A 16,474-nucleotide genomic window follows, 5' to 3' on the forward strand; every position below is an offset into this window, starting at 1 on the left:
GGGGCGGAGTTGATGTCGTAGTCCCAGATATCGTGGTGGACCCACTGGCGGGACCACACCACCTTGCCGGTCTCGATGTCGAGCGCGGTGGTCGACGTCGCCAGCGGCGCTTCCTCGGTGCGGTTGCCGCCCCAGTAGTTGGGCGACGGCGAGGAGACCGGCAGATAGAGCAGGCCGTTCTCGCGATCGGCGGACATGTGGGTCCAGACGTTGGCGGTACCGCTCTTCTCGCGCATCTCGTCGGAGAGCGCCTGGAATGTCCACTCGAGCTCGCCGGTCTGGGCGTCGAGCGAGAAGATCGTTCCCGGCGGTGCCTGTTCGTAGGCCCAGTCCATGCCGGCCCAGCCCAGCATCAGGTGATCGCCGACCACCGTCGGCGGCTGCAGCACGGAGAGCGGCCACTCGGCGTGGGTGTCGTTCCACTGGTTGACGTTGAGCACGCCGTTGTCGGCGAAGCCCTTGCAGAGTTCGCCGGTATCGGCGTCCAGTGCGAACAGCTGCGCGTCCATGGTGCCCATGTAGACGATCTTCTGGCACGGCTCACCGGCGACCGGGTTCTCTGCCTCCCAGTAGGAGACACCGCGGTTCTTCAGCACCGGCTGGGTCAGCGCCTCACGCGAGGACTTGGTGTCGAAGCTCCATTTTTCCTTGCCGGTACCCGGATCGAGTGCGATCAGACGATAGAAGGGGGTGCCGATGTAGATGGTGTCGTTGGCGAAGACCGGGGTCGCCGACCACACGGTCGCCGGCGTATCGCCGGACCCATCGGCGACATCGCCGGTATGGAATTCCCAGACCTTCTCGAGATCACCGACGTTATCCGCCGTGATCTGGTCGAGCGGGCTGTACTTCTGGGCGTTGAGCTGACCGTGGAAGCTGTCCCAGGTCGGGTTTTCGGGCACCAGCGGTATCGGTGCCCGGTCGGCATTCTGGCGATCGCTGGCGTCCGCCGTGTCGAGGTCCCTGGAACCCTCATCGTCGGCCTGCACCGTCTCGGACGAAGTGGCGGCTTCGGATGATGCCGGGGATTCGCTTCGCGTCGAGGTCCGGTCGGATTCGGTGGGCTGATCCTGGGCCAACAGCGGCAGCGGGGCGAGCAGCAGCGCCAGTGCCGTGGCCGAACCCAGGCGGGTGGCGGCGAGTTTCAGGGTCGGTGTGGACGGCTGTGACAGGGATATGGGCATGACTCGGCTCCTCAGGAATGGGCTGGCGTGGTGGAGGAGGCGCGACCGGCCATCTCCAGCAGCAGGCCTATCAGGCCCACCACCATGGCAGCCGTCAGCCACCACTGGTGCAGCAGCAGCCCGGCGAAGCCGGTGCCGACGAGATCCAGCAGGATCAGCACGCGCAGTGCCACCCGGCCGCTGCGGCACGAAAGTGGCGCCAGGACCAGCGTCAGGATGGCCAATGCGATCGTGGACAGAATGACGACGAGGGCGCCAAGCGACCCGTTGACCCCGGTGAGCGGTGTGAAATAGGCATAGAGTGCCACGGCGAGCCCGGCGAGCGAGCCCAGGAGCATGACGATGATGCCCGGCCTGAATGATCCAGATTGCGACATGAGGTTGTTGTCTCCTGATGAGAGCGATGTGTTGCACCTGGCGATTGTGTCTGCGTTGCTCTGATGTTGCATCAGGCCAAAAAACATCGACGAAACAGCTCGATGGTGTGGCTAAGCTTGCTAGTATTCCCCTGGCCAGGCCGACCAAAGTATAAAGGATTTTTGGAAGTTAGCATGTAAACAAATTCGTTTTTTTGAGCTAACCGCGCCATTTTCATGACGTAGACTCAGTCATAATAGTTTGTGCTGTTCGATTGCCAAGGGGGGGCGCACACCGCGACCGTGTGTCGTGCGACCTATCGTGGGCCGGCGTTTGCTGGAGGGCAAGCGCAGCCAGCATAATGGCGGGCCGTCACGCCGCGCAGAGACACGCTGTATGGAATCGTTCAACACCATCGGCCTGATCGGCCGCCTGGGTAGCGACAAGGTGGTCGAGACGCTCAAGCGTCTGGTGATCTTCCTCGAACGTCGTGGTCTCGACATCGTGATCGAGGATCGTACTGCCGCGCTGCTGCAGGGACACGGCCACGACGAGGCCCGCCGCCGCGAGCTGGGCACGCTCTGCGACCTGGTGATCGTGGTGGGGGGCGACGGCAGCCTGCTGGGCGCTGCGCGGGCGCTGTGCCACAGCGGGACGCCGGTGCTCGGCATCAACCGCGGCCGGCTGGGGTTTCTGACCGACATCTCGCCGGACGAGGTGGAGCAGAAGGTCGCCGAGGTTCTGGAAGGGCAGTACGACAGCGAGCGACGCTTCCTGCTCGAGGCGGAACTCTATCGCGGCGAGCGGCTGATCGGCTCCGGCTCCAGTCTCAACGATGTCGTCGTGCATCCCGGCAAGGCGGCCCGGATGATCGAGTTCGAGCTGTTCGTCGACGACCGCTTCGTCTACTCCCAGCGCTCCGATGGTTTGATCATGGCGACGCCGACCGGCTCCACCGCCTATGCGCTGTCGGGAGGCGGGCCCATCGTGCATCCGGGGCTCGAGGCCATCACGCTGGTGCCGATGTTCCCGCACACGCTCTCCAGCCGGCCGATCGTGATCGACGCCGCCAGCGAGATTCGCGTCCATATCGGCGATATCAACCAGGCCTATCCCCACGTCAGTTGCGACGGTCAGACCCGGGTCGTCTGCAAGCCCGACGATGTGCTCTATGTGCGCCGTCAGGCCGAGCGGCTGACGTTGATCCACCCGCGTGGACACAGTTTCTTCGAGGCCTGCCGCTCCAAGCTGGGCTGGAGCAGCAGGCTGGGAGACTGACATGGCCCAGGACGATGGTGTCGACGGCTACGATCTGATCGGGGACGTGCACGGTTGCGGACACACCTTGATACGCCTGCTCGAGGCGCTGGGCTATCGGGCAGAGGACGGGGTCTTTCGTCACCCGCGCCGCCGCGTGATCTTTCTGGGCGATCTGATCGATCGCGGTCCCAGCATCCGGCTGGCGGTTTCGGTGGCCAAGCGCATGGTCGACGCCGGCGAAGCCCATATCGTGATGGGCAATCACGAGGTCAACGCCCTGGCCTACTGCCACCAGGCACCGAGCGACAGCGAGCGCGAGTGGCTACGGGATCACACTCCGCGCAACAATCGGATCATCGGTCGCACCCTGGAGCAGTTTCACGCCTTTCCGCTGGAGTGGGAGACCTGCCTCTCCTGGTTCATGACACTGCCGCTCTGCCTCGACCTGGGGGGATTGCGGGTGGTCCACGCATGCTGGGACGAGCCGCTGATCGCCGCCTTCCTGGCGCGCCGCCCCGATGCCCGTATTGATCGCGACTTTCTGGTCGAGTCGGTCCAGCACGGCAGCCTGGCGCAGCGTATCCTGGACCGTCTGACACGCGGCACCCAACTGCCGTTGCCGCCGGGGGTGGAGATCCGCTCCGGAGATGGCTTCACGCGACGCTCGTTCCGCACCCATTTCTGGTGCCGGAACCCGCGCACCTACGGCGACGTGGTGTTCCAGCCCGACAATCTGCCGCTGGGGCTCGAGGATCGCCCCTTGAGCGCCGGCGAGCGGGAGCGCTTGAGCTACTACCCGGAATCGGCGCCGCCGCTGTTCGTGGGCCACTACTGGTGCAAGGGGGTACCGGCGCTGCCGCGGGCGAACATCGCCTGTCTCGACTACAGCGCGGTGAAGTACGGTCGGCTGGTGGCCTACCGCTGGGAGGGAGAGGAGCGGCTCGATGCCAACCGTTTCGTCTGGGTCGACGTCGAGAGGGAGGGCGCGCGCGGTTGGGGGCGCGAGCTTGGTCCCTGCGATTTTTGCATTTTTTTACAATGATTCTAGCGATTGATTTGCCGGGATTTTATGACGGCGTCGGCGCCAATCGGGAAAAAATTGGGATTTTTTCCCTTCGCCGAGGAACTCCGCCCGGCGGATACCCTCAAAGTCAGTGTTCCCTTGAATGATCCCTTGCTCTTATCCGGCGGCCTTCCGCCGGATTTTTCTTTTTCTGGTCTGTAGAATGGCGGCGTCGAACGACCATCGACATCGTCGAGCCCCGGGCCGTCTGCCCGGCGGCCTCGGTGTCGTCGATTCGCTTCGACGCTTTCTCGATAATCGGGTCGGACCTTTCCCATGTACAAGTTAATCGAACTGCCCGGCGATCTGGATACGCGTCCGCTCCGACAGGCGATGTGGGCCCATCACATCGGCCACCGCTTCACGCAGCAGGCCGATCTGCAGGTGCTGTGGCTGGCGGACCCCGAGCAGCGGAACGAGGCGGCGCGGCTGATCGAGCTGTGGCATCGCGGCGAGCTGGAGACGTCGGCTGCCCCGTCGGCACCTCGTCGGCGGCCCAGCATCACCGGCCAGGCTTTTGGTCAGGCCCCGCTCGCGGCAGGGCTGATCGCCGCCTGCGTGGCGGTCTTTCTCTGCATGACGTTTGCCGGCGACGCCATCGTCCGCGCTTTCACCATCGTGCCTCTCGAGGTGATGGGGCGCCGGCTGGTGCCAGGCGACATCGTCTCCGACACCCTGGCCGGCGGCCAGGTATGGCGGCTGTTCACGCCGGCGTTGTTGCACTTCGGCTGGATGCACCTGATCTTCAACATGCTGTGGGTGTGGTATTTCGGCCGGCAGGTGGAGTCGATCCAGGGCTGGCGCCGGCTGGGCCTCATCGTCGTCGTGGCGGCGCTGTTCTCGAATCTGGCCCAATACTTCACCGGCACCGTGCTGTTCGGGGGAATGTCCGGCGTCGACTATGCGCTGCTCGGCTACGTCTGGCTGATGTCCCGTCGCCGGCCCGAGAGCGGCCTCTTCGTGCCCCAGATGCTGATGGTCTTCATGCTGGGCTGGATGGTCTTTACCATGACCGGCCTGGGCGATGCCTTCGGCTTCGGCAACGTTGCCAACGAGGCGCATCTGGGGGGACTGCTGATCGGGTTGATCATGGGCTGGTTCGCCAGCCGCAACGCATCGGGAGGCGCCGGCCACGACGCCTCGGGAGACAGGAAATGAGCGAGATGAATTTCGACCGCATGGTCGCGCAGATGACGCCGGAGATGTACCAGAACTTCAAGCAGGCCATCGAGCGTCGCAAATGGCCGGACGGCCGCCGGCTCAGCGCCGAGCAGACCGAACTCTGCATGGAGGCCGTGATCAAGTACGAGATGATCCACGACGTTCCCTCGGCGCAGCGCGTCGGCTATCTGGAACGCAACGAGTGCGCTTCCGGCGGCCACTCTTCCGCCGAGGAAGCCGCGGTCAAATGGATCAACTGATCCCGCTGTCGCGTTCCGGTGGCGGGTACCTCCCGGGAGAGGGCCGGCATGACCGGGCCCAGGGCCCGTTGCGCAAGCTCGATATCCGCCTGCCGGCGGCGGGGCGCCCGGCGGAGTACACGCTGCGGGCCGGCGACCAGCGCGTGGGTCTCAATGCCTGGCTGGGCCGGCGTATCGTGCTGCGCCACACCGGCGAGATCCACTGTATCGAATGCGGTCGGGCCACGCGCAAGAGCTTCGGTCAGGGGCACTGCTATCCCTGCTTCTCGTCGCTGGCGCACTGCGATCTCTGCATGATGCGCCCGGAGACCTGCCACTACTTCCGGGGCACCTGCCGCGATCCCGCCTGGGGGGAACGTCACTGCTTTCGTCCGCACACCGTGTATCTGGCCAACGCCTCCGGACTCAAGGTCGGTATCACGCGTGGCACCAACATGCCGACACGCTGGCTCGACCAGGGGGCGATCCAGGCGCTGCCGATTCTCGACGTGGAGACCCGTCAGCAGTCGGGTTTCGTCGAGACGCTGTTCAAGGCGCAGGTTTCCGATCGCACCAACTGGCGGGCGATGCTCAAGGGCGAGGTCGAACCGCTCGACCTGGTTGCCGAGCGCGATCGGCTGCTGGCATCGCTCGAGCCCGGTCTCGGAGAGCTGCGTCGACGGTTCGGTCACGACGCCATCCAGGCGGTCGATGCTGCCGCGCCACTATCGATCGACTACCCGGTGCTCGAGTGGCCGCGCAAGATCGTCTCGTTCAATTTCGACAAGACGCCCCGCATCGAGGGCACCCTGATGGGGCTCAAGGGGCAGTACCTGATCCTCGATACCGGCGTCGTCAACCTGCGCAAATTCGCCGGCTATCAGGTCGCGGTGAGCGCCGAAGCGGCCTGAACCAGGAGCGTCATCGCGGCTTGTGCTCGAGCTGGCGCTCCATGCGTTTCAGGAACACCGCCATCACCCGGTCGTAGAGCGTATCCTTCAGCACCGCGTCCTCCACCCCCGCGTCCAGATTGGGATTGTCGTTGACCTCGATGACCACGACGCGGTCGCCGATCTGCTTGAGATCGACCCCGTAGAGGCCGTTGCCGATCAGCCTGGTCGCCCGCAGCGCTGCCTTGACCACCGGTGGCGGCACTTCGGACAGATCGTGGGTGGTGAACCCTCCGCTACGCGTCTTGCCGCTGGAGTGGTCGTAGATCTGCCAGTGGCCGCGAGCCATGTAGTAGCGGCTGGCGAACAGCATCTGGCCGTCGAGCACGCCGATGCGCCAGTCGAAGTCGGTGGGCAGCCACTCCTGGAGCAGCAGCAGGGCGGAGGATTCGAACAGCTTGGGGGCCTCCGCGACCAGCTCCTCCCGCGATCGAATCTTGACCACGCCCTTGGAAAAGGCGCCGTCCGGCACCTTCAGCACCAGCGGATACTCCAGGTGGGCGAGCTTCTCGTCGAGCCGGTCCATGTCGCCGCGATACAGCAGCTGGCCACGGGGCGCGGGAATCTTGTGGGTGCCCAGCAGCTCGTGGAGAAAAATCTTGTTGGTGCAGCGCAGGATCGATTGCGGGTCGTCGATCACCACCAGCCCCTCGTGCTCGGCCTTCTTGGCCATGCGATAGGTGTGGTGGTCCAGCCGGGTTGTCTCGCGGATGAACAGGGCGTCGAATTCGGCCAGCCGACCGGCGTCGCGATGAGTGATCAGATTGACATCGATGCCCAGCCGCCGGCCGGCGCGGATGAAACGCTTGATGGCTCCCCGGTTGCTGGGCGGCAACGCCTCTTGCGGATCGACCAGGATCGCCAGATCGAAACGGTAGCGACGGCGGGCGCGCGGTGTGCGCCAGACCCGGGTCGAATGACGGTTCAGCGCCGTCGCGAACAGATCCTCCTCGCCGGACTGCAGCGCGGTCAGTGCCAGCGGCTTGAGCCGCGCCAGCCGCCAGACGTTCTGGCGTCTCTCGAAGCGGGCTTCCAGCAATGGATGGGGCAGGCGCTCGAACAGCCTTCTAGCCAGACGCTGCAGCTCTGGCTCCCGGCACTCACCGAAGAACACGCGCAGGGTGAAGGCGTCGCCCGCCAGCACGCCGCGTTTGTTCAGTTCCATCAACAACGGATCGATGGCCGCCAGTTGCATGTCGATCAGGGCCTTGCGCGACAGCTGGTTGAGCGTCTCCACGCTGGGCAGGACGCGCTGGTCACGGGCCTGGGCCAGCAACGAGACGTAGTAGCCGGTCTCCAGGTAGTCGAGGTTGGCACACAGGTTGATGACGTGGGTGGCGTCATCCGCCGCCGCCGCGCCGTCCAGCGCCAGGAACGCGTCGGCGCTGATCAGATCCTCGGAAGGGTAGTAGGGTTGCCAGTCGGCAAGGCGGTCGACGACGATACGCAGGCGTGACATGAAATCGGTGGCTCCTTGTCCCGCGGTCTTCCGATGGGAAGCGGCGGTGATCGATACGGCAGGCGTCGGGGCTGCGGGGGAGACAGCATGCGACGACGGGAAGGCGGCGACAAGTCATTGCCGGCGTGAAATAATTTCAGCATCGTCGGCGCTTGAAAGGCCCCTCTTGAGGCCCGCCGGCGCGGTTTCAGGGCGATGAAGGCCTGAAGACACTGAAATTCTAGATGAATCTGATGAGAGCGCACGCATGCTCCGCACGCTTCGTCGCGGCTTACCCGCCGACTGCGACGCCTTGTACCAACTGGAAGAACGCTGCTTCGACAGTGATCGCTTCAGCCGCCGCCAACTGGCGCACCTGCTGACCCGCGCCAATGCCGTCAACCTGCTGGCCGTTGGCGAGGATCAGCGCGTCGTCGGCTACGGCACGCTGCTGTTTCGGCGCAACAGCGTCACGGCGCGGCTCTACTCCTTCTGTGTCGATCCGGCCGCTCGCGGCACCGGGCTGGGGCGGGAGTTGCTCCAGGCGCTGGAAGAGGTCGCACGGGAGCGTGGCAGCCAGCGCCTGCTGCTCGAGGTGCGTGCCGACAACCGTGTCGCGATGGGGCTCTATCGCCGGATGGGATTCATCGCCCATCGCTGGCTGGACGACTATTATGCCGATGGCTGCGCCGCCTGGCAGATGGACAAGCGACTCGACGCTCCCGATACGGCGTCAGCCGACTGACCCTCGCCGCATCTGCGGTGGATTTTTTACTGAGGAGTATCCCCATGCCGTCTTTCGATATCGTCTCCGAATTCGATCGCCATGAAGCGACCAACGCCGTCGACCAGGCGAACCGCGAGATACAGACCCGCTTCGATTTCCGCGGCGTCGATGCCAGCTTCTCGCTGGAGGGCGAGACCGTGTCGATCGAGGCGGACGCCGAGTTCCAGCTCCAGCAGATGATCGATGTGCTGCGCAACAAGCTGATCGCCCGCGGTATCGACCCGCGCTGCATGGAGATCGAGGACGCCCAGACCTCCGGGGTCAAGGCGCGCCAGCAGGTCAAGCTCAAGCAGGGCCTGGAACAGCCCGACGCCAAGGCGATCGTCAAGCTGCTGAAAGACTCGAAGCTCAAGGTGCAGCCGGCGATCCAGGGCGACAAGGTCCGCGTCAGCGGCAAGAAGCGCGACGACCTGCAGCAGGCGATCGCGTTGCTCAAGGGAGAGCAGGGTCCCGACTTGCCGCTGCAGTACGACAACTTTCGGGAGTGAGTTCTTTCTCGCCTTCGCCTGTATCCGCAGAGATCATCGCTTCTCGCTGATTGGGCTCGGCGGAGCCGATCACTACCCTCCCGGGCCTGCTCCCCCACGCAGGCCCGTTTCTCTCATCGCCTATCTCCCAGGCTCCATTCCTTTACGCGACTTCAGATTCAAGATCGAAGCGCTCGCCGGTTTCGAGTGGTAGCCATCTTTAGACCTTGGTCTTGAAATCAGACTCAGCGGTAAACCGCCCGACTCTGCGGCTAAATTCCGTATCGACCGGCAATGCATCGAAATCCCCCTCGATCATAGACTCCTCGGCACAGGTTCACGCCCACCGAGGGGGCTTCGATGAATTCAGCAGCACCGCTTCATCATCAGCAGTCGCGCTCCTACGTCGGCAAGCGTCAACCGCGTGTCGAAGACGAGGCGTTATTACGAGGCCTAGGGCGCTACGCTGACGATCTCGCCGTCCCGCCGGGAACACTGCATGCGGCGGTCGTTCGGTCGCCCCATGCGCACGCCAGAATCCAGCGGGTCGCGATAGAGGCTGCCTTGCAGATACCGGGCGTGCGAGGTGTGCTGACTGGCGAAGACGTCAAGCGCTGGGCAGCGCCATTTCCCGTGGGGGTACGTCAGCCCATGGAGCACTGGTGTCTGGCGGTCGACAAGGTTCGCTACGTCGGTGAACCGGTGGCGGTGATCATCGCCGAGGACCGTTATCTGGCCGAGGACGCCCTCGAATCCGTCGAGGTCGAATACGACGTTCTTGGTGTCTCCATCGATCCCGAAATGGCCACTAACGACGACGCCAGCGTACTGCACGAGGCCGTCGGCAGTAACGTCGTCAATGATCGTTATTTCAATTATGGCGATGCGGATACCGCTTTCGAGCAGGCAGCGCACAGACTTTCCCTCAAGGTGCGTTACCCCCGTAGTGCCTGCACGCCGATAGAGTGCTACGTCGTTTTGGGTCAGTACGATCCCGCCGAGGGTGGCTACGACGTCATGGCCAACTTCCAGGGGCCCTATGCGATTCATTCGGTGATGGCGCGTGCCCTGCAGGTGCCCGCCAATCGTCTGCGACTGCGTACGCCGCCGGATTCCGGCGGCAGCTTCGGAATCAAGCAGGGCGTCTTTCCTTATGTCGTGATGATGGGGCTGGCGGCACGCAAGGTCGGGGCGCCGGTAAAGTGGGTCGAGGATCGGCTCGAGCATTTGCAGGGCGCATCGTCGGCCACCAACCGAGTCACCACGATTGAAGCGGCCTTTGCGAGCGACGGGCGTGTCTCGGCCTTGCGTTTCGATCAGCTCGATGATTGCGGCGCCTATCTACGGGCCCCGGAGCCTGCCACCACCTATCGGATGCACGGCAATGTCACTGGCGCTTACGACATTCATCACCTCCAGGTTCGCAACCGTATCGTCATGACCAACAAGATGCCGACCGGCCTCAATCGTGGGTTCGGCGGGCCTCAGGTCTACTTCGCACTGGAGCGACTGATGCAGCGTATTGCCGTGACGCTGGACCTTGACCCGCTCGATGTGATTCGTCGCAACCTGGTACCCACTCAAGCATTTCCTTACCGCTGCTCCGCCGGGGCGCTACTGGATTCCGGTGATTATCGACGCGGCATCGAACTTGGTGTCGAGCAGGGCGGCCTCGAAGCGTTGCGCCAGCGTCGGGAGTCTGCCCGTCGCGAAGGTCGCCATTACGGAATCGGCTATACGGTGGCCGTGGAGCCGTCGATCTCCAACATGGGTTACATCACCATGGCGCAGACGCCGGAGGAGCGGCGCCGTGCCGGGCCCAAGAACGGCGCGGTGAGTACCGCCACCATCAGTGTCGACCCGCTGGGTAGCGTCAGCGTCCACGTCTCTTCCACGCCCCAAGGTCAGGGGCATCGAACCGTCGCGGCCCAGGTGGTCGCCGACGTGTTGGGAATTCCTCTCGAGAGCATTCGCGTCGATGTAGAGCTCGATACCGGCAAGGATGCCTGGTCGATCGCCTCGGGCAACTATTCCAGTCGTTTTGCCGGTGCGGTGGCTGGCGCCGTCCATAACGCGGCGCTCAAGATTCGGGCGCGTCTGGACGCCATCGCCGCGCAACAGTGGCAGGTGTCGGTCGAGGACATCCGCTTCGGCGACGGGCGAATCTATACCGCCGACGGTGTCCACTCCACGTCATTTCAGCGTCTCGCCGGCGCGACTCACTGGGCGCCGGGAACGCTGCCTGAGAGTGAAACGGGCGGGTTGCGCGAAACCGCCTTCTGGACGCCGGCCGAACTGACGGCGCCCGATGACGACGAGCGTATCAACAGCTCGCTCTGCTACGGCTTCATTTTCGATTATTGCGGCGTGGAGCTCGATTCGCTTACCGGTCGCGTGACGATCGACCGCTACGTCACGCTGCATGACGCCGGACGCATGCTCAATCCGCAGCTGGTGGACGGGCAGGTGCGCGGCGCTTTCGCTCAGGCGGTAGGTGCCGCGCTCTACGAGGCCTTCCATTACAACGAGGATGGCAGCTTTGCCTCGGGCACGCTGGCCGATTACCTGATCCCCACGACCGTTGAAGTGCCGGATCCGACCATTCTGCACATGGAAACGCCCTCCCCATTCACGCCGCTTGGGGCGAAAGGCGTCGGTGAAGGCAACAACATGAGTACGCCGGTGTGCATTGCCAACGCGGTAGCAGATGCGCTGGGTGACGCGGTCGAACCGGGGGCCATCGAGCTGCCGTTGACGCCATCGAAAGTCCGCATGCTGATGGGGATCGAGGAACCGCCAAGGCCGGAAGGTGTGGCTGAAGAGAACGCGCAGGCGTCGGCGGGTGGAGGTTCCAAGCTGAGCGCCAGTGACAGTGTCGAAATTCCCGCGTCGCCGCAGCAGGTTTTCGCCAGCATTCTCGATCCCGACACGCTGAAAGCCATGATACCGGGCTGCCATTCTCTGGAACTGACCGGCGACAACGCTTATCGCGCCGACGTCACCGTCGGTGTCGGCATGATCCGGGCCCGCTTCGATGCCCGCGTCGAATTGACCGAACTCGAGCCACCGCACTCGCTGCGTCTCTCCGGTGCTGGCAAGAGCGGGATGGGCGATGCCGCTGGGGCGGCAAAAATTCGATTCAGCGAAATCGAAGGCGGCAAGACCCGCCTGGATTACGACTACGAGGTGACGGTGGGCGGCAAGATCGCTTCGGTGGGCGGACGCATGCTCTCCAGCGCCTCGAAGATGCTCATCGGTCAGATCTTCTCGCGGCTCTCGCAACGGTTGAGTGGCAGCACGAGCAAAGGATCGCTATGGCAACGATTGCGCGCTCTGACCGGCAAGCGCGGAGGTGACCAATGAAACCAGCTGCCTTCGATTACTACCGACCCACGACCCGTCGCGAGGCCATCGAGCAACTGGTCGAACGCGGGGAAGATGCTCGAATCATCGCCGGCGGCCAATCGCTGATGGCCGTACTCAACATGCGCCTGAGTCAGCCCCGGGTGCTGATCGACATCAGTGCCGTCGAAGAGCTGCGTTATATCGAGCGACGCGACGGTTATCTTGCGGTAGGCGCTGCCACCACCCAGGCCGAACTGGCGGAGTACGCCGCACTCGCTGACGAAGTGCCGCTGCTGGCACAGATGCTGCCCTGGATCGGCCATTTCCAGACCCGCAATCGCGGCACCGTCTGCGGATCCATCGCGCATGCCGACCCCAGTGCCGAGCTGCCGCTATGCCTCGCCACGCTGGGCGGTGAAGTGGTGCTGGAGACGAAGCGTGGTAAACCGCGTCGCGTGACCGGGGATGACTTCTTTCAGGGGATCTTGACCACCGCTCGACGTCCCTACGAATTGATCACCGAAGTGCGCTTTCCGCTCAGCAAGGCAGGGCATCGCTATCGCTTCCAGGAGGTCGCCATGCGCCATGGTGATTTCGCCATCGTCGCCTTGGCTGTCGACATCGGCGAAACCGAATACCGCCTCGGCGTGGGCGGTGTCGCCGACCGGCCCGTGGTGCGACGCATTCCCCGCGACGTCGACCTCGACGACGCCCTCAACACGTTGGCCTGGTCTCTCGGGGCGCAGGACGACATCCACGCCTCTGCCACTTACCGCCGTCACCTGGTACGAGAAATGGGACGGCGACTGATGACCGAAGAGATCGTCCAGGAGGAGACCGCCGATGTACGTCCGGCTCGATGAACGCTATCGCGTCACGCTAACGCTCAATGGTCGCGAGCGCAGTGCCTATGCCGAACCGCGCACGCAGCTGTGCGACTTCCTGCGGCACTCGCTCGGCGCTACCGGGACACACGTCGGATGTGAGCATGGCGTATGTGGCGCCTGCACCGTGATGGTCGACGGACGCGCCACACGATCGTGCCTGATGCTCGCCGTACAAGTCGAAGGCCGTCGTGTGGAAACGATCGAGTCGTTGGCAAAAGAGGGCGAAATGGGCGATCTGCAGCGCGCGTTTCGGGAACATCACGCGCTGCAATGCGGATTCTGCACGGCGGGGATACTGATGTCCTGCCACGAATTTCTGGGCCGCGTGACGGACCCGAGCGAAGCCGAGGTGCGCGACATGCTGTCGGGTCATCTCTGCCGCTGTACCGGTTACACCGGCATCGTCCAGGCCGTGCTGGCAGTGGCCCGGGCCAGACAGAACAATCGACAGGAGGCACCCTAATGTTCGACCTTGGCCGCAGTTTTCTCGCAACGGTAGAACGACGTCCGCGGTCGATAGCGATCACGGATGGTGAGTTCCGGCGCAGCTACGCCGAATGGCTCGAGGATATCCAGAGCGTGGCACGCGGGCTGGAAGCATTGGGGCTGGGCCGTGGAGACCATCTGATCGTGGTAATGCAAAACCGTTGGCAGATGGCAACGCTGCATTGGGCCTGTCAGTTTGCCGGCATTATCGTCACCCCGATCAACTGGCGCTCGACGGACCGGGACGTGCGCTACTGTCTGGAAGACGCCGAGGCCCGTGGTGTCGCGTTCGATGCCGCAGGCGCCGAGGCAGTTCTGGCCTGCGAGGAAGCCTACGCCATTTCTCGTATCGCGGTGGGCGGCTGCGGCGACGACGCGGCCGTGGCATTCGAGTCGCTGCTCGGCGGGCAGGGCGAGACGCTGTGTCGCGCTCGACCCCAAGATATCTCGCTGATGCTCTATACCTCGGGCACGAGCGGAAGGCCCAAGGGCGTACCGCGAACGCACCAAGCGGAGCGCGCTGCGGCGATGGCGCACGTGGCCCAGAATCTTTATCGCCACGACGAACGCACGCTAGGCGTGATGCCGCTCTATCACACCATGGGGGTACGTTCGCTGCTGTCGATGGCGCTGATCGATGGCGCCTTCGTCTGCGTGCCGCGCTTCGACCCGGAAGCCACATTGGAAGCGATCGAGCGCGATCGGGTGACCAACCTCTATCTCGTTCCCACGCTCTATCACATGCTGATCGAGCATCCGACCTTCCGTGCCGAGCGTGTGGCCAGCGTCGACAAGATCGGTTTCGCCGGGGCGGCGATGAGCGCCGGACTGATGGCCCGCGTCGAAGCTGCCTTTGAGCCGAGTCTGTTCGTCAATCACTACGGCTGCTCCGAGATATACACGTTCACCATTGATCAACGAGCCAACCGCAAGCCGGGCTCCTCCGGTCGCGCCTCGCTCAATCAACGCATCCGGGTGGTGCCGGTCGATGCGGCATCCCCCGACGAAGTCCTGCCGGCGGGACAAGAGGGTGAAATCATCGCCGATCTGGCCGGAGACGAGGCTTTTTCGGGATATTGGCGGCGCCCCGAAGCCGACCAGAAGTCGCTCCGCGATGGGTGGTACTTCACCAGCGACATGGGCTACCTGGACGAGGACGGCGATCTGTTCGTCACCGGCCGTGTCGACGACCTGATCATCACCGGCGGCGAGAACGTCAGCCCCGCCGAGATCGAGAACGTGCTCTCGCTGCATCCGCAGGTCGAGGAAGTGGTGGTCGCCGGGCTGCCCGACGAGCAGTGGGGCCAAATCGTCACGGCGTTCGTCAAGGTGCGTGGCGCGGTGGACGAAAACGCTCTGAGCGAGCACTGCAACGAAGCTGGCCTCACACGCTTCAAACGCCCGCGCCGCTACATCTTCGTCGAAGACATTCCCAAATCCGCCGTTGGCAAGGTCCTGCGTCGCGTGCTTCTCGATGACCGCGCCGACTCCCTGGCCACCGATTGACTGTCGGTTCGCATCCGATTCACGTTCGATCCGATCCACGACCCGCTCACGATTCAACCCAATCAAGGAACTGTCATGACTCAACCCGCGATCAAGGATTTTCTGGCTTCCGAGTTCGACGGCTTCGAGGTGCAAATCGATGCCGATCACGAGCGAGCCGATATTGTTCTCAATCGTCCGCCGCTCAACGTGATCGCCATGTCGCAGCGGGAGGTGCTGCAGCAGGTATTCGAGGCGCTCGACGCCCACGACGATGTGCGAGTCATCGTGTTGCGTGCCGAAGGAGAGCATTTCTCCAGCGGCGGTGACATCAAGGGGTTTCTGGAGGCCTCGCCGGAACATGTCTCCAAGCTGGCGTGGAACGTGGCGGCACCGGCACGGTGCGAGAAGCCGGTCATCGTCGCCAATCGCGGTTATACCTTCGGCGTCGGCTTCGAACTTTCGCTGGCGTGTGATTTCCGCATCGCCTCTGAAACCACACGCTACGCCCTGCCCGAGCAGAACCTGGGCCAGATTCCGGGATCCGGCGGCTCCGCTCGACTGCAGAAGATCATCGGCATCACCCGCACCAAGCACATGGTCATGCGCGCCAAGCGCATTACCGGGGCGCAGGCTCTGGAGTGGGGTATCGCTACCGAATGCGTACCGGATGATCAGCTGGAAGCCGCCACCCGCTCGCTGGTCGAGGAGTTGCGTCGCTTTTCGCCGCTGGCACAGCGCACCGCCAAAAAGCTGATCAACGACAACGAAGACTCGCCGCTGTCGGTTGCCATCGAGATGGAAGGCCACTGCTACAGCCGTCTGCGCAGCTCGAACGACTTCCGCGAAGGGGTCGAAGCCTTTCATGCCAAACGCAAGGCGGTGTTCCGCGGGGAGTAAATTCGGTGACCGCTGAACGCTGACCAGCAACGACACGATAACTAGAAAACGATAACGAGGAGTCACGCCATGTCTCAAAAAGATACCCGGGCTGCGTTGCCGGGAGGAGACCGTATCCATTGGGGGAAAGACCTGCGTTCGGCTCTTTCCTTCAAGTCCATCAGTACCGGAATCGTTGCAGCGCTGTTCGGTTGCTCGGGACCCGCGCTGATCGTGATCAGTGCGGCGAACGCGGGACATTTGACCAATGGGCAGACGGTGGCGTGGTTATTTGCGGTCTATTTTCTCGGCGGTCTGATCAGCCTGATCATGGCGCTTAGATATCGCCAACCCATCACGGGAGCCTATTCCATCCCGGGGGCGGCGATCATGAGCGCCGCGCTGGTAACGATACCGTTCGCCGAGGCGGTCGGAGCGTTCATCTTGAGTGGCCTCATCGTGCTTCTGCTGGGCCTCAGCGGCTGG

Annotated in this window: 16 protein-coding genes; 13 read left to right on the plus strand and 3 right to left on the minus strand. The window is 63.8% G+C overall.

Annotated features, from left to right (window positions below):
• Nucleotides 1-1,184, minus strand: a 1,184-nt coding sequence (locus tag Q0602_RS04855) for a PQQ-binding-like beta-propeller repeat protein (protein WP_298839708.1), incomplete at its 3' end; no start/stop codon positions are given.
• An 11-nt stretch (nt 1,185-1,195) separates the two neighbouring features.
• On the minus strand, nt 1,196-1,561 hold the full coding sequence (locus Q0602_RS04860) for a hypothetical protein (RefSeq protein WP_149436263.1): 366 nt from the start codon (nt 1,559-1,561) through the stop codon (nt 1,196-1,198).
• A gap of 376 nt (nt 1,562-1,937) precedes the next feature.
• Here Q0602_RS04860 and Q0602_RS04865 point away from each other — a divergent pair, with 376 nt between their 5' ends.
• The 5 genes from Q0602_RS04865 (at nt 1,938) to Q0602_RS04885 (ending at nt 6,175) form a co-directional block, all read left to right on the plus strand.
• Nucleotides 1,938-2,819, plus strand: coding sequence for an NAD(+) kinase (locus Q0602_RS04865; protein ID WP_149436264.1), 882 nt, complete (start codon nt 1,938-1,940; stop codon nt 2,817-2,819).
• Nucleotide 2,820: 1 nt separating this feature from the next.
• The gene (locus Q0602_RS04870; RefSeq protein ID WP_298839715.1) at nt 2,821-3,843 is read left to right on the plus strand and encodes a metallophosphoesterase; all 1,023 of its coding nucleotides are present in this window, start codon (nt 2,821-2,823) and stop codon (nt 3,841-3,843) included.
• 297 nt (nt 3,844-4,140) lie between these two features.
• Nucleotides 4,141-5,022 (plus strand): rhomboid family intramembrane serine protease, encoded by an 882-nt coding sequence (locus Q0602_RS04875; protein WP_295039241.1) that lies wholly within the window; start codon nt 4,141-4,143, stop codon nt 5,020-5,022.
• Nucleotides 5,019-5,285, plus strand: a complete 267-nt coding sequence (locus tag Q0602_RS04880; protein ID WP_298839719.1) for a DUF1315 family protein — start codon at nt 5,019-5,021, stop codon at nt 5,283-5,285. The genes Q0602_RS04875 and Q0602_RS04880 overlap by 4 nt, the downstream gene beginning before the upstream one ends.
• Nucleotides 5,273-6,175: a DUF2797 domain-containing protein gene (locus Q0602_RS04885; protein WP_298839722.1), complete on the plus strand. Its 903-nt coding sequence runs from the start codon at nt 5,273-5,275 to the stop codon at nt 6,173-6,175. The genes Q0602_RS04880 and Q0602_RS04885 overlap by 13 nt, the downstream gene beginning before the upstream one ends.
• A 10-nt stretch (nt 6,176-6,185) precedes the next feature.
• On the opposite strand, the gene Q0602_RS04890 is transcribed toward Q0602_RS04885, so the two are convergent.
• On the minus strand, nt 6,186-7,673 hold the full coding sequence (locus tag Q0602_RS04890) for a RimK family protein (RefSeq protein ID WP_298839725.1): 1,488 nt from the start codon (nt 7,671-7,673) through the stop codon (nt 6,186-6,188).
• A 247-nt stretch (nt 7,674-7,920) separates the two neighbouring features.
• Here Q0602_RS04890 and Q0602_RS04895 point away from each other — a divergent pair, with 247 nt between their 5' ends.
• The 8 genes from Q0602_RS04895 to Q0602_RS04930 form a co-directional block, all read left to right on the plus strand.
• Nucleotides 7,921-8,397: a GNAT family N-acetyltransferase gene (locus tag Q0602_RS04895; RefSeq protein ID WP_298839728.1), complete on the plus strand. Its 477-nt coding sequence runs from the start codon at nt 7,921-7,923 to the stop codon at nt 8,395-8,397.
• Between the two features lie 44 nt (nt 8,398-8,441).
• Nucleotides 8,442-8,927 carry a YajQ family cyclic di-GMP-binding protein gene (locus Q0602_RS04900; protein ID WP_149436271.1) on the plus strand — a complete coding sequence of 162 codons (486 nt, stop codon included), beginning with the start codon at nt 8,442-8,444 and terminating at the stop codon, nt 8,925-8,927.
• 339 nt (nt 8,928-9,266) lie between these two features.
• Complete coding sequence (locus Q0602_RS04905; RefSeq protein WP_298839732.1) at nt 9,267-12,269, plus strand: molybdopterin cofactor-binding domain-containing protein; 3,003 nt, start codon at nt 9,267-9,269, stop codon at nt 12,267-12,269.
• Nucleotides 12,266-13,114 carry an FAD binding domain-containing protein gene (locus tag Q0602_RS04910; RefSeq protein WP_298839735.1) on the plus strand — a complete coding sequence of 283 codons (849 nt, stop codon included), beginning with the start codon at nt 12,266-12,268 and terminating at the stop codon, nt 13,112-13,114. The genes Q0602_RS04905 and Q0602_RS04910 overlap by 4 nt, the downstream gene beginning before the upstream one ends.
• Nucleotides 13,095-13,601, plus strand: coding sequence for a (2Fe-2S)-binding protein (locus Q0602_RS04915; RefSeq protein WP_295037570.1), 507 nt, complete (start codon nt 13,095-13,097; stop codon nt 13,599-13,601). The genes Q0602_RS04910 and Q0602_RS04915 overlap by 20 nt, the downstream gene beginning before the upstream one ends.
• Nucleotides 13,601-15,130: an AMP-binding protein gene (locus Q0602_RS04920; protein ID WP_149436275.1), complete on the plus strand. Its 1,530-nt coding sequence runs from the start codon at nt 13,601-13,603 to the stop codon at nt 15,128-15,130. The genes Q0602_RS04915 and Q0602_RS04920 overlap by 1 nt, the downstream gene beginning before the upstream one ends.
• 75 nt (nt 15,131-15,205) lie before the next feature.
• Nucleotides 15,206-16,009 carry an enoyl-CoA hydratase/isomerase family protein gene (locus Q0602_RS04925; protein ID WP_298839744.1) on the plus strand — a complete coding sequence of 268 codons (804 nt, stop codon included), beginning with the start codon at nt 15,206-15,208 and terminating at the stop codon, nt 16,007-16,009.
• A gap of 69 nt (nt 16,010-16,078) precedes the next feature.
• A partial coding sequence (locus Q0602_RS04930) for a benzoate/H(+) symporter BenE family transporter (RefSeq protein ID WP_298839747.1) occupies nt 16,079-16,474 on the plus strand: 396 nt, incomplete at its 3' end.

It is taken from the genome of uncultured Salinicola sp., from assembly GCF_937921195.1.
In the GTDB taxonomy this organism is placed as follows: Bacteria; Pseudomonadota; Gammaproteobacteria; order Pseudomonadales; family Halomonadaceae; genus Salinicola.

Excerpts from the sequence above, each read along its gene's own strand:
- Q0602_RS04870 (WP_298839715.1), top strand. The coding sequence starts at position 2,821 with ATGGCCCAGGACGATGGTGTCGACGGCTACGATCTGATCGGGGACGTG.
- Q0602_RS04915 (WP_295037570.1), top strand. The coding sequence starts at position 13,095 with ATGTACGTCCGGCTCGATGAACGCTATCGCGTCACGCTAACGCTCAAT.
- Q0602_RS04895 (WP_298839728.1), top strand. The coding sequence starts at position 7,921 with ATGCTCCGCACGCTTCGTCGCGGCTTACCCGCCGACTGCGACGCCTTG.
- Q0602_RS04885 (WP_298839722.1), top strand. The coding sequence starts at position 5,273 with ATGGATCAACTGATCCCGCTGTCGCGTTCCGGTGGCGGGTACCTCCCG.
- Q0602_RS04920 (WP_149436275.1), top strand. The coding sequence starts at position 13,601 with ATGTTCGACCTTGGCCGCAGTTTTCTCGCAACGGTAGAACGACGTCCG.
- Q0602_RS04890 (WP_298839725.1), bottom strand. The coding sequence starts at position 7,673 with ATGTCACGCCTGCGTATCGTCGTCGACCGCCTTGCCGACTGGCAACCC.
- Q0602_RS04865 (WP_149436264.1), top strand. The coding sequence starts at position 1,938 with ATGGAATCGTTCAACACCATCGGCCTGATCGGCCGCCTGGGTAGCGAC.
- Q0602_RS04880 (WP_298839719.1), top strand. The coding sequence starts at position 5,019 with ATGAGCGAGATGAATTTCGACCGCATGGTCGCGCAGATGACGCCGGAG.
- Q0602_RS04905 (WP_298839732.1), top strand. The coding sequence starts at position 9,267 with ATGAATTCAGCAGCACCGCTTCATCATCAGCAGTCGCGCTCCTACGTC.
- Q0602_RS04925 (WP_298839744.1), top strand. The coding sequence starts at position 15,206 with ATGACTCAACCCGCGATCAAGGATTTTCTGGCTTCCGAGTTCGACGGC.
- Q0602_RS04910 (WP_298839735.1), top strand. The coding sequence starts at position 12,266 with ATGAAACCAGCTGCCTTCGATTACTACCGACCCACGACCCGTCGCGAG.
- Q0602_RS04860 (WP_149436263.1), bottom strand. The coding sequence starts at position 1,561 with ATGTCGCAATCTGGATCATTCAGGCCGGGCATCATCGTCATGCTCCTG.
- Q0602_RS04875 (WP_295039241.1), top strand. The coding sequence starts at position 4,141 with ATGTACAAGTTAATCGAACTGCCCGGCGATCTGGATACGCGTCCGCTC.
- Q0602_RS04900 (WP_149436271.1), top strand. The coding sequence starts at position 8,442 with ATGCCGTCTTTCGATATCGTCTCCGAATTCGATCGCCATGAAGCGACC.